Source organism: Intestinibacter sp., assembly GCF_034113885.1.
Taxonomy (GTDB): domain Bacteria; phylum Bacillota; class Clostridia; order Peptostreptococcales; family Peptostreptococcaceae; genus Intestinibacter.
On the sequence record NZ_JAXEWM010000228.1, the window covers coordinates 1 to 13,779 of the forward strand.

The window sequence follows — 13,779 nt, forward strand, 5'->3', positions numbered from 1 at the left end:
AGCTACGGATATATAAAGGGCAAAAACAACTACATATGCAAGAGTAAATTTTACGATTATAAAAAGGATTACGAAGCTGAAAATCCAACTTACGAGGATATAATGTCTATAATAATTATCGAAAATTTAATAAAGGACGGAAAATACGGAGATATCGAGGAGATAAATTACTGGATTTTAAACCATTTTAAAGAACTTCAAGGCCACCTACTTAGAGTAGTCTGTGATGTAGACTTATGCAAGCCTAAAAAATGCTATGAAAATTGCCTGTATAAAAAAAGAGTAGAGGAGCTAAAGGACGAGGATATCACAGTTGTAAACCACTCTCTACTTGCTAGATGGCCGTATGTAGACGAAAAGCCTCTAGAAAATATTATAGTAGACGAGGCACACAACTTAGTCGAAAAGGGATATGACTTTTTTTCACAGGAAATAGAATACAATAGCTTTAGGCATTTTCTAAAGGAAATCTACCCAAGTGAATTTTCAAGTACTTCTAGGTACTACAACGAAATAAGAGAAAGACAAAAGAGAAAAATAAAGCCTATAGATAGATTTTACACGGAGATAAAATTAGATAGAGATATAAAACAGAAGATAAGCAGAAATATCAATTTTATATTCGAGAAAATACATGAGATACTCGATTTCGGTGTAAATGAAGGATACGATTTAATAGTGAATTACGACTTGAGCTGGGAGCTGAATTTGCAAAAAGACGATCAAATTGGAATTTTACATAAAAACAACCAGTACATAAAGGTCACTTATAAACCGTATACTGAGGTAGTAAAGTACAACATCGAGAGCATACTGTCAAATGTAAAGCAAATAATGATTTTACTAGATAGAAATATGGAGGACGAGTGGATAGATAAGGAAAGCGAAATCTACAAATACGGAAAGTCAAAATTAAAGGACTTAGAGGAAATATCTATAACCTTAGAAAAGTTTCTAGAATACGAAGAAGATGATTTATTTTCGAGAATAGTGACTATTTCAAGCGATTTCAAAAGCTTTTCGATTAAAGTAGTCCCTCTAAATTTAGCCGATTTATTTAGAGAAAATATACTATCTACATTGACTAGTGGTATTTTTCTATCTGCTACCTTGAGTGTCGACAACAATATGGACTACTTTACAAATACCTTGGGAATCGACAAAGTAAACAACACTAAAAAAATTATAGATCCAATTTACGACTATAAAAAGAGACTTGAGGTCGTAAAAGTAATCGATATGGGAGGATATAGAGACGAATATTTCATAGAAAATATGGCTTCTAATATAGAAAGGTCTATCGAGGCAACTAATTCAAACGTGCTATGCCTTTTCAACAGTAGAAGAAGACAAGAGGATACATACGATATTTTAGTAGATAAATTGCACGAAAAGGACATAGAAGTATATATGAATAAAAAAGGAATTAAATCACTAAAAAATGTAGAAAATAAAAGTGTAGTTTTGGGGTCTAAGGGTTGCTTTGAAGGTGTGGATGTACCGGGAGATGGTCTCGTATGTGTGACATTAGATAAAATGCCTAACTTAAATCCAAGAGATCCACTGTATTTTAGCATAATGGATAAGTTTAAAAGGACTTATTTTCAAGTAAACTACCCTCAGATGATAATAAAGGTAAAGCAAGCACTAGGTAGAATACTTAGAAGCAAGTATGATTACGGAGTATTTATAGTATTCGATATGGGCAATAACGATTATATAAACAAAAAGCTAGAGCAAAATCTCCACGGCTGCAAAATAAGAAATATTAGAAGCTCTAATATTAAAAATTATATAAGCTATCACCTGAAAAAAAATAGAAAAGAGGTAATTGTAGAGCTAATAACAGATATATTAAAAAGTAAGCCGGATAATTCGAGTAATATCGATTTAACAGAGTATGTAAATAAAGAAATAAAACAGAGGTCTATAAAGGCAAATGTAAAATACTATCAAAATCAAAAAAATAAGTTGATAGTCGAGTATTATGATGTAAAATATATTGTAGATATTGATAAAATATGTTAAAAATTGAAATTTAAGAAGAAAGGAGAATTGCTCAAATTTTGAGTAAAAAAATTATGGATTATATTTTATTATTAGCAGGATTTTTATTTTTAATTAAAGGAGCAGATGGATTCGTATCAGGAGCATCATCTATAGCCAAAAAATTTAGTATTCCTCCTTTAATAATAGGACTTACAATAGTTGCATTTGGTACTAGTGCACCAGAAGCAGCAGTAAGTGTTACAGCAGCTCTAAAAGGTCAAAATGATATGGCAATAGCAAATGTAGTGGGATCTAATATATTTAACTTTTTAGTTGTAATAGGATTGACATCTATAGTAAAGCCTATCAAGGTTCAAAAAAGCACGATTATAAAGGAGTTTCCATTTGTAACTTTAGCTTGTTTTGTCCTTGCAGTAATATCACACGATACTAGATTTCAAGAGGGCGTTACACAAAATATGCTATCTAGAGCAGATGGATATATATTATTAGCGTTATTTGCTATATTTATGTACTACTTAATAGAAATGGCGCTTACATCAAAGGATCAAGTACAAGAAGACGAGGTTCAAGAAATACCACTTTCTAAGAGTATAATTTACAGTATTTTAGGAATCGCTGGAATAGTAATAGGTGGTCAATTAGTAGTAAACTCAGCTAGCAATATAGCTCTAGCTTGGGGTATGAGTGAAAACTTAGTAGGCTTGACTATAGTATCTGTAGGAACTTCTCTACCAGAACTAGTTACAAGTATAGTTGCAGCTAGAAAAGGCGAAAGTGATATAGCTATAGGAAATGCTGTAGGTTCAAACGTATTTAACTTGCTATTTGTACTTGGTATATCAGCATCAATACACAGCATAGCAGTTCATCCAATTGTATTCTATGATATGCTTGTAATGATACTTACGACTCTTTTGGCTTATCTACTTTCAGCTACAAAGAGAACTATTAGTAGAGGAGAGGGTGTCGTTTTATCATTACTTTACGTCGTGTATTTAGTTTATATAATAATGAGATAAAATAATTTATAGTGCTTGAAGTGAGTTTTATCACTTCAAGACTTTTTTATGTTGAGGAGGGAATACATGGATATACAGGTTATAATAAACCAAATGGTCATATTGTTTTTAGTTATGATAGTAGGATATATAGCCAACAAAGTAAAAATACTAGATAAAGAGTTAAATCAAAAATTATCTTCATTGGTGCTAAATATAACATCGCCTGCACTTATTTTATATTCTGTTTCAGAGCCTGTAGAAGGTGACTTGAATACGGTGCTTCAGATATTTTTGCTTTCAGTAGCTGTATATGTAGTATTGCCGTTTATAGGTATATTTTTTGGCAGAATTTTAAGAGTAGCTAAGGAAGATAGAAATTTATATCAATTTATGACTATATTTTCAAATATAGGATTTATGGGGTATCCAGTAATTCAAGCAATATTTGGAAAAGAAGCTCTATTTTTTGCGTCTATATGCAATTTAGTTTTTAATATATTGTGTTATAGCTATGGAGTATTTTTAATATCTGGAGCAGGAAAGGTATCATTTGACTACAAGAAATTGATAAATCCAGGTATAATTTTTTCTATAATAGCGGTCGTGATTTACCTTACAAAGTGGCAGATGCCTGTGATAATAGCTGAAACATCCGATTTAGTGGGATCTATAACAACTCCACTTGCTATGATGATAATAGGTTCTTCTCTAGCTGAAATTCCAATAAAGGAAGTAGTAAGCGATATTAGAATATACATTTATACGATAATAAAACAAATTATTATGCCTATTTTATTTTGGTGGGTGCTTAAATTTATCGTGCACGATGCTATGGTTTTAGGAGTTTTAGTCGTTTTAATAGCGATGCCTGTTGGAACTATCGCTATTATGTTTTGCAATCAATTTGGAGGAAATACATCATTAGCATCGAAATCAATATTTATAACGACACTTGCCAGCGTGTTTACAATACCGACGTTGGTTTATTTGTTGTTCGCTTAAAAACAGGAGGTATATATGGCAAAGAAAAAAGTATACGCTATAAAAGAGGGCTTTGATTTTTCGAAAAATCAAAGAGTTCAAAATAAATTAGTAGATTCGTGGAACGAGTGCCAAAAATATATAAAAGGTGTAAAGGGCGCCATCTACAAGAGCTTTGAGGATGTAGAGGAGGCAAAGTCTTTTTTACAAAATGGAAGTGAATTACTGAGAAAGGGAAAGGATTCCTACGATGAAAATTGTCTTCATATATATGTAGACGGAAGCTATAATTCAGCAAGTAGAAAATTTTCATATGGAGTAGTCGCAGTCTACAATGACATCGTGGAGTATGTTCATGGTGGATCTGGCAAAAACGCTAAAGACAATAACATAAGACAAATAGCTGGAGAACTAAAGGCTGCAGTAGAAGGTGTAGAATACGCTTTAAAAAACGGTCACAAAAAAGTAGTAGTATTTCACGATTACGAAGGAATCTGCCACCATGCGACTGGATTTTGGCAGAGAAAGGATAAGTCATCTAAGGATTACTACGAAAAAATGAATAGCTTGATGGATAAAGGCATAGAAATCCAATTTGTACAAGTGAAAAGCCATCAAGAGGATTTATTCAACGAAATGGCCGATACTATTTGTAAAAAAGAGTTGGGTATAGATAACGACAAAATACTAGAAAAGCACTTGTCAAATAATCAAATACTAGTCAAAAATCAAGATGTAAAAGAAAAAATAGAGAGCTTAATTACAAAGGGCTACGAAAATATAGTAGTCTTAGGTGAAGATAAAAATATACCTAAAATATCTGAATCTATACTAGATGAGAATACGGATGCTTATAAGCAAGAGCTAATAGAAAAAATAAATGAAATACTTGAAAATCTAGAAAATGAAAGATTGGAAGAAGTACTTAGATATGTAAGAAAATCTTTATCCTAAAGATCCATAATGTTGATTTTCTTGAAATGCATGACGGAAATTATATTTATCGACAATTTTAAAGGAATATAATTTCCTATGCATTATAAAGAGAAAAAAATTAAAAAAATAAGGTCGTTTTGTACCTTATTTTTTTGATTTTTTGTTAGATATAATAGGCATTTCATTTATAAATAAATTTTTTATAGATATATCGTATAAAAAACAGGCTATATTGTAGTTAGAAACAAAAGGACTCAGCTTGATATTTTGGTCTTTATAGTACGAATACTGTCCTTTTTTTCTAGAAGGAGCCGTGCGTATAATTCTGAGTACAGTCCAATCTAAATCAGATTTTTGTAGTAATTCAAGGGTAGATTTAAATTCGTCTTTGTAGCTTTTATATTGGATTTTGTTCAAGAAAGTCCATATAAATGGATTGATATTTCCTGTATCTGAGCTATTTGTAAGTCTAGAAAGAGTTATAAATCTTTTTTTATTTAGTCTTACCATCTCTTCTATTATAGTTTTATTTGAAATATTGTTTATATAGTAATTTGTATTTTTGAATATTTTAAAATCAGGCTTAAATGCATTTATTACGATATCAGCGTCTTCTATAGCGCTTCTTACAAGTGCGTGGTCGTAAGCATGTCCAACAATTATCTTTAAATTAGAAGGTGGAAGCTTGATTGAGCCGGGTTTATTTACAAACGCAATTACCTTGTGACCGCCTTTTATAAAAAGGTTTATAAGGTGTTTTCCAATAGAGCTATTGGCACCGAATATAGTTACATTCATTTTCTAATTCCTCCTTTCTTATAACACATAGGAAAGAGTAGCGTACTTGCTGCGCCAAGTACTTAAATTATATTCATTTTTAAATTATAGATAAATATAATTTCCGTATATGTGTTTCAAGAAAATCTACATTATGGATTTTTAGAATAAAGATTTTCTTATTTATTTTATTATGTACATAATTTATGATAATTATATGAATTTTAATTAATAGCAAAAAATCTATTAACTCTATAATAGCAAGAAATAATTAAAAAAAGACACTAAAATATATGAATTATATTTTACAATATCTTTCAAATTTATTAATTTAATCTATGGTTTAAAAAATAAGTTTAGGAAATTATATATTCGAGGATATAAACATATAATTTCCTGTAGTTTTAAAAAATTATTCTGGCAATGTAGGCACACTACCGTATATATCCCTAAGCTCCTGTTCAAAGTTATAAGGATCGTTAATCGATAAATACATAGCTCTTCCCAATATATTAGCTTGGTCATAGGTAGAGGTCCATGAGAATATACCTCCAAGGCAATGCTGAAGCACGTATTGAGCTTTTAAGAAAATAGATAGATCATTTTCAAAGGACATAGCAAATATTGAATCTTTAATTAGATAAGGAACTAGAGCTTCATCGTCAAATCTATAGATATACCCGTTTTTATTGATATAATTTTCTCTTAACTCGTCGTAGGATTTTGTAGTTGTAGCTCCTAGTCTTCCATAAAATGGCACACCTAAATTTATTTTTCTAGATGGCATACCTGCATTTATTAGGTTGTTTACCATTATATCTGCACTGTAGCCTGGAAGAGATAAATCTGATTCATATAAATTTGCATGATGCTTTCTACCTCTATCGCCTGTTTCGCCGGCAGTAAAATCATAGCTCATCAGGTTGAAATAATCGATTATAGGTGCTATCTTGTCTATTTCAGCACTTCTATTTATATAACCACTATCTCCAGTTCCTGCGACACTTATCCATTTATCTTCACCTAAAACATCTCTGAGAGCAGTTAAAAGCAATGTGAAATTTTCTTTATCTTCAGGTCGAGATTTAATTCCACCAGCACTACTTCCAGGGTATTCCCAATCTATGTCTATTCCGTCTAGACCGTAGTCATTTACAAATTCATTTACATTTCTAGCAAAATTATATCTAGATGTAGGTGTCAAGGCTGCATCTGAAAATCCATCTGCCCCCCAGCCTCCTATAGCTGCTATTATTTTTAGAGAAGGCTTGATTTCTTTAAGTGATAACATTTGATTTAAATATCTAGGTGAAGGAACATATAAATCACCATTTTCATCTATCTGCACAAAGGCATATATCGCCGCATCTAAATAAGTAGGATCTAAATTCTCTGGATTTCCAAGTACGTATTGAAATACTATCGGCTGTATATTTGGGCAGTTAGCGCTTATATATTCATTAGGTTGTCTTTGACTTTTAATTGTAAAATCTTTTGTATTAGGATAGTTCATGTATTCGACCATATCTTGTTTGTTTTCTTCGTTTAAAAAGCATAGATACCAATCTAAGCAGGAGTATTTTTTATCGCAGTTTTTGATTCGTTTTTTTAAATCCTTATATGTCTTTGGTGGTGGCGCTATAACTGGATTTCCAGGGAGCCAGTTGGCAGGCGTCACTATGTTTTCTGCATCGGATTTTTGCAGTGCATCTATAATTCTCAATATTTCAAATATATTTCTACCAGTTGTCATAGGGTAGTATAAAATAGTTCGAAGTATCTGTTTATCGTCTATAATAAAAACAGCTCTCACAGTTGCTGTAGAGCTCAAAGGCTCTGAAATCATTCCGTAAAGATTAGATATTTTTCTACTTGAATCATCTATAATAGGAAATGGAATTTCAATACCTGTAAGCTTACATATATTGTAGACCCATGCCAAATGGGAAGAATTGCTGTCCACACTCAGACCGATTAGCTGAGTATTTCTCGCTGTAAATTCATTGTAGTACTTTGCAAAGCATATAAATTCAGTAGTACAAACAGGAGTAAAATCTCCTGGATGGGAAAATAAAACCACCCATCTACCGCAGTAATCAGACAGATTTATAGGACCAAATGTTGTATTTACTGTAAAATCTGGAGCCTTACCTCCTAGGCTAGGCAAACATGGCATAGTATCACCCCTTTTAAATTTAATCTTTATATTTATATTATTAAAAACACACAGTATTGTTACAAACTAACAATTGAAATAAAGATAAAGTTCAGATTAATTTAAATTTATAAAAAAAATATAACAATTTTATGTCAAAATTCTTATATCAATTGAAATTTATGTCTCATTTTGATAAGATATATAGTAGGAGATAATATAGTTTTGGGAGTGGATAATTATGAAAAGTATTTTCAGCAGAATTTTAAAAGTTATAATAACGTCGTTTTTAATATGCTTTTTTTCAGGGATTGTGTTAATGATCGCCAATAAAATAATGGGTGTAGGAAAAATAGGAATTATTTGGTATTTATTATTAGGTGGTTTGTGTTTTGTGATGTTATCTGTAGGACTTATTTTCACAGGGTCAGAATATATTTTTAAAAGAAAATCTCCTAAAAAAGTCAATAAAAATACTGATAAAAAAGTTAGTACACGTACCAAAAGTATACAACGAAAAAATCACAGACAAAAAATATCTTAAAGTATATCATAAATCAAGTTTACATAAAAAAATACCGTTAGCGAAAACTTAATGGTATTTTTTTTATGCAAAAAACTAAATAATATTAAGGATAATTTTAAGATATTTGGGAGGTTTTATGAATATATTTAATGCTAGTGTTACAGGGTATAAAAATTTAGTGAAAGGCTTTGGCTCACAGGATTTTTCTATTTATAAAGAATATGAAAATTATATATTTTGTGCAGTTGCAGATGGCCATAGCTCGAGTAGATTTAAATACAGCCATATAGGCTCAAAGCTTGCATGTGAAGCTACTCTAAATATAGTAAAGTCTTATTTAGACGACAAAGAGATAGACTTATTTATAGAGGATTTCGAAAATAAAAAAATACTATTTAAAATAAAATCAAAATGGAGAAGTATGGTATATCAAGATTTTTATAAAAGAAATTTCAAGGCGTATAAATTGGACTACGTACAATATGGAACTACCTTGACGTTTGTAGTTTTATTAGAAAAAAATATCGTATTTTTTAATCTAGGAGATGGAGGTATTTTAGTAAAAAGAAAAGCTTCTTACAAATCTATATTTGAAAACAACAACTATAAAATAGTCAACTCTCTAGCACAAGATAGATGTGAAGAAAAAATGCAGTATAAAATTTTAGATAGATGCGATGAATTCGAGATGGTCGTTTTTACAGATGGATTTATAAATAGCTTCGACAATACCCATAAATTTGAATCTCAATTAGATAAAACATTTAAAATATTTAATAAAAATGTATTTACACGAATGAACTTAGAAAAAACGTACAGCAAATATTTAGAAAAATTAAGTAAATACGGCTCATTTGATGATATAAGCGTAATATTTATATATGATTGAAAATAAATTAAAAATATAGCAAAGCATAATAGAATAATATGGTATAATAATTAAAAAAGTTATAATAAAACAGGAAGGTAAAGATGGATGGATTTAAAAAAATTTTTAGACACAATAAGAGATCAATTAGATACATTAAAATATCAAATTGAAGATAAAATCGATAAAATCAAAAGCAGTAAAAAGTATTTTGTAAGTCTATCTTTGTCATTTTTAGCGTTTTTAGTACTTTTGGTAGTTATTTTTTTCAGCAGAGGAGATTTAAATGTAGGAAAACAAGCTGATATATTAGTAGACAGTATATCAAATAGAAAATATACAGAAGCTTACCAATATTATACAAATTTGGAAAAAGAATTTTCGGCGTCTAAAATGAATAAATTTAATAAGGTGGCATCAAAAAAATTATCAGTATTAGTCGTAAATAGTGGTGATAAATATATAAGTGGAGAAATATCTAAGGAGCAGTATTCAGGACTTATAAACACTATAAATGCCCTAAATGAGATAACAATAGATGTAGACCAATTATTAGATATATCTAGTAGAGTCGAACAAATGTATATAGATGAAAATATAAACTACGAAAAAGCATCTTCTTATATGGAAATTACAACTTCATTAAATGGAATTTATCAAGATTTAGATGAGTATAAAAACAAAATAAAGACAGTATACGAATCTAGAAAGGTGTACGAAGAAGGTAGTAAATTCCAACAAATAAAAAAATACAAGGAAGCTATCGAAAAATATGACAAAGTGATAGAAGACGATAAGAAATACTACAGCTTAGCTCAAAGTAAAAGGCAAGAGTGTATAGATTCAATGTACAATTACTATATATCTCAAGCAAATATTTCTTCAAAAGAAGGAAAGTATGAAGATGCATTAGTATATTTAACTTATTTAAAACCATATTATCCAAATGACGAAGAAATAGAAAAATTAGAAGATGAATATAAAGAAAAAATATCTGTATATACTCTTTCATCTGATGATATCAAAAATTTAATAAGCAAAAAAAGTGGTATAGATGCTGATTTACTATCAGTTATATCATATCAACAGACTATAGGTCAAAAAATTTATTATTATGCAGAGGTTGTAAAAGACAATAAAATAATAAATGAAGTTTTGGTAGAGGCAAAGAGCAAACAAATATATTCTTATAAATCTGAAAAGGTAGATTACGATTGTGAGTACAGCGATGGATATTATAAGGTAGATGAAGATGGAAATTATGTATTTGCAATAAGCTCTAAGGATGCAGCCACTATAGTAAAGGATAAATTAAGTCAGAAAAAAGAAGATTACAATGATTTAGAGGTAAAATTTAAATCAGAAATTGTAAAATATGTAGATGAAGAAGAGTTAAATAAGCTAATAGAAAAGAACAACAATATATACTACTATGTACTTGTTAAAAAAGGATGGTTCTCTTTTACTAAAGAAGTTTATTTAGTAAATATGTACGACAAAACTGTATATAAATTTGTAGATAGTAAGATAAGTAAAATTTAATTTAATAAGGAGAATATTATGAAAAAGAGGATACTTTTAGGTATTTTATGTGTGGTACTAGTTTTAATAGGTGTAGGTGTTTATTCTATAAATGGAGATAAAATATCTAAAAATGTTTACGTAAAGGATATCAATATTGGAAACCTTACAAAACAAGAAGCGAAGAAGAAATTAAGCAGTGAATATAAAATGGAGACATTCAATTTTAAATACGAGGACGATAAATGGAGTGTCAATCCTAAAGAAATAAACGTTACTTACGATATAAATGAAACAATAGACAAAGCCTATAACGTAAACAGAGACAGCAATATAGTAGTCAACATATTTAATTCATTAAAATCTATGGCTGGATATAAGACAAATATAAATGTTTCAATAAATTGCGATGAGGATAAATTAGAAAAAAAATTAAATGATATATCTAAGGATATCAACGTAGAAGTTAAAAATGCTACTTTAGAAGTAAAAAATGACGAGGTTGAAGTAGTAAAAGAAGAAAACGGATTGGAATTAGATATAAAATCAAGTAAGAAGAATTTCATAAAAAATCTTCAAAATGGAGATTTTATAGAAGAATTAGTAGTAAAAACAATAGAGCCTGAAGTAAAGAGCTCTGACTTAGAAAAGGTAGATACTCTTCTTGGTAGCTATACGACAGTTTTATCTGATGTAAGCTATGGAAGAGTTCAAAATATAAAATTGGCTTGTGAAAAAACTACTGATGTTTTATTGATGCCAGGAGAAGAGTACTCTTATAATAAACATACAGGTGCGAGAAGTCTTAAAAATGGATATCAAAATGCCCATGTAATAAGTGGAGGAGAAGTAACTAACGGTGTAGGAGGAGGTATATGTCAGGTTTCATCTACTATGTTTAACAGCGTCTTATACGCTGGACTTGATATAGTATCTAGAACTAACCATTCAATACCTTCAGACTATGTTGCATTGGGAAGAGATGCTACAGTTACTGATACAGGAGTGGATTTTGTATTTAAAAATAATTATAAAAACCCAGTTTTTATAAAGAACTATTACAATAATGGAGTCGTAAAGAGCCAAATTTTTGGAGCAAAAAGTGATAATCAAAAAATAGAAATATCTACTGTTATAAACTCAGTTATTTCTTTTAGTACGACACAACAACATGATTCTACTTTGAGTGAAGGTGTTACTAAAACTTTACAAAGAGGAAGAACTGGATACACAGTATCTACTTACAGAATTTATTATGATGAAAATGGAAAACAGATAAAAAAAGAGAAGGTGTGTTCATCTTATTATCCAAGTAAAAATGCAGTAGTGGTAGTGGGTACAAAAAAAGCAACTATCAATCAATCTCCTGGTGTAAATGGAGCTCCTAACAATAATAACGAAGCTCCAGGGAATACAAATAATAATTCAGGAGATAATAATCAAGGAGGTGGAGCAGTAACTCCAGCACCAACTCCAACTCCAGATCCAGGAACTTCTACAGGTGATACAGCTGCAGGAAATACTGACGAAAGCAATTAAAAATTATATAATAAAAATATATAAATTATAGGGGGTGTTGATTTGAAGCTTAATGATATAACCCAGTATATTCAAGATATTTGCCAAAATATTTCTAATGTACTAGATGTGGATGTTACCGTGGTGTCTAAGGATTTATTTAGAATAGCAGGCACAGGTATTTTTAAAGATAAGATAGGAGATAAAATCTCAGAAGAAGCTGTATATTCCAATGTTTTAAAAACAGGAAATTCATATGTTATCAATAAGGATATAGAAGATAGCTGCAAGATTTGTTCAAGTAGGGAACATTGCAAGGAGCTAGCGGATATATGTACTCCTATTAAATTAGGTGATGAAAGTATAGGAATTTTAGGTATAGCTGCCTTCACTGAAGAACAAAAAGAAAGATTGTTGTCTAAAGACAAAGAGCTAAGAGAGTTTATATCCAGCATGTCTGATTTAATTTCATTTAAATTAGATGAGATGTACAAAGAAGAGATAAAAACTGTAGACCAGCTAGAAAAAGAAGAAATAGAAAAGGCGATAAAAAAATACGGTAGTAATACCCAAGAAATGAAAAAAGTTGCAGAGGCTTTAAACATAGGTATAGCTACTCTTTATAGAAAGGTCAAAAAATACAATATAAAATAGCTACAAGTTCCTTCACTTACAAAATTACAAATAAGTGGAGGAATTTTTTTGACTATAATTTATAAATGTGTTATCTTAGAGTATATGAATATTGGGAGGTGGTTATTATTTTAGGAGAAAATATAGTTTTAGATATTGAAAATATGCCAAGAAAAATAATGGATATCTCTTTAGTAGAAGAAAATAAAAGTGACTATACTTTTTTTAAAATAGACGAAGATGAAAATGAAGACAATGATACATTAAAGGCATTAAAACAGACATATGTTACATCAAATTATAAAAATGAGACAATTTTAAACCTACAAAAAGAATTAAACACAAATTCTACAGAGATTTCAAAGGAAATTAAACTAGAGTCTTACAATAAATACAATAATGCACTTGACTTAGCAAATAGACATTACATAACAAAGGCAGTCGAGTTTGTAGAAGAGGCGCTTAGATTAAACCCAAAGGATCCAGATATATTAAATTTAAAAGGTCTTTTATATCTTTTAAAATGCGAGTTTTCTAAGTCATTTGAAAGCTTTTATACAAGTCAATGTTATGGCAACAATGAATTGTCTAGAAAATACGTTACTTTATTATCGTCTAAGGATTTTAAAACCTTCTTGGAGAGATATAATCATTCTATTAGATTCATAAACGAAGAATTAAATGAAGAATCAATAGAAATTTTTGATAGCTTGATATTAGAAGAGCCTGAGCTTATAGAGCCTTATGTAATATCTATACTTCTTTACGATAGAGTAGGAGACGAAAAGAAAAAGATATCTCTACTAGAAGATCTTAGATGTATAGATAAGGATAATCCTATTTTTGAAAA

General features: G+C 29.8%; 11 protein-coding genes and 1 pseudogene. 10 read left to right on the forward strand and 2 right to left on the reverse strand.

Features of this window, described 5'->3' with window-relative positions; genetic code table 11:
- From SPD90_RS13765 to SPD90_RS13780, 4 genes are all read left to right on the forward strand, one after another.
- Positions 1-2,028: ATP-dependent DNA helicase (locus SPD90_RS13765; protein WP_320925610.1), on the forward strand; the 2,028-nt coding region annotated here is incomplete at its 5' end.
- A gap of 38 nt (positions 2,029-2,066) precedes the next feature.
- Positions 2,067-3,032 carry a calcium/sodium antiporter gene (locus tag SPD90_RS13770; RefSeq protein WP_320925611.1) on the forward strand — a complete coding sequence of 322 codons (966 nt, stop codon included), beginning with the start codon at positions 2,067-2,069 and terminating at the stop codon, positions 3,030-3,032.
- Positions 3,033-3,098: 66 nt separating this feature from the next.
- Positions 3,099-4,016 carry an AEC family transporter gene (locus SPD90_RS13775; protein WP_320624013.1) on the forward strand — a complete coding sequence of 306 codons (918 nt, stop codon included), beginning with the start codon at positions 3,099-3,101 and terminating at the stop codon, positions 4,014-4,016.
- Between the two features lie 15 nt (positions 4,017-4,031).
- On the forward strand, positions 4,032-4,949 hold the full coding sequence (locus tag SPD90_RS13780) for a ribonuclease H family protein (RefSeq protein ID WP_320624014.1): 918 nt from the start codon (positions 4,032-4,034) through the stop codon (positions 4,947-4,949).
- A gap of 126 nt (positions 4,950-5,075) precedes the next feature.
- On the opposite strand, the gene SPD90_RS13785 is transcribed toward SPD90_RS13780, so the two are convergent.
- On the reverse strand, positions 5,076-5,729 hold the full coding sequence (locus tag SPD90_RS13785; RefSeq protein WP_320925612.1) for an NAD(P)-dependent oxidoreductase: 654 nt from the start codon (positions 5,727-5,729) through the stop codon (positions 5,076-5,078).
- Between the two features lie 391 nt (positions 5,730-6,120).
- Positions 6,121-7,884, reverse strand: coding sequence for a peroxiredoxin (locus SPD90_RS13790; protein WP_320925613.1), 1,764 nt, complete (start codon positions 7,882-7,884; stop codon positions 6,121-6,123).
- A 220-nt stretch (positions 7,885-8,104) separates the two neighbouring features.
- On the opposite strand from SPD90_RS13790, the gene SPD90_RS13795 reads away from it, so the two are divergent.
- The 6 genes and pseudogenes from SPD90_RS13795 to SPD90_RS13820 form a co-directional block, all read left to right on the forward strand.
- Positions 8,105-8,407: a hypothetical protein gene (locus SPD90_RS13795; protein ID WP_320925614.1), complete on the forward strand. Its 303-nt coding sequence runs from the start codon at positions 8,105-8,107 to the stop codon at positions 8,405-8,407.
- A gap of 118 nt (positions 8,408-8,525) precedes the next feature.
- On the forward strand, positions 8,526-9,278 hold the full coding sequence (locus tag SPD90_RS13800; protein WP_320925615.1) for a PP2C family serine/threonine-protein phosphatase: 753 nt from the start codon (positions 8,526-8,528) through the stop codon (positions 9,276-9,278).
- An 87-nt stretch (positions 9,279-9,365) separates the two neighbouring features.
- On the forward strand, positions 9,366-10,799 hold the full coding sequence (locus tag SPD90_RS13805) for a UbiD family decarboxylase (RefSeq protein ID WP_320925616.1): 1,434 nt from the start codon (positions 9,366-9,368) through the stop codon (positions 10,797-10,799).
- An 18-nt stretch (positions 10,800-10,817) separates the two neighbouring features.
- Complete coding sequence (locus SPD90_RS13810) at positions 10,818-12,317, forward strand: VanW family protein (protein WP_320625164.1); 1,500 nt, start codon at positions 10,818-10,820, stop codon at positions 12,315-12,317.
- Between the two features lie 42 nt (positions 12,318-12,359).
- Entirely contained in the window at positions 12,360-12,950 is a 591-nt protein-coding gene (locus tag SPD90_RS13815) for a GAF domain-containing protein (protein ID WP_320625165.1), read from the forward strand.
- A gap of 98 nt (positions 12,951-13,048) precedes the next feature.
- A pseudogene (locus SPD90_RS13820) lies at positions 13,049-13,779 on the forward strand (tetratricopeptide repeat protein); the annotation flags it as partial.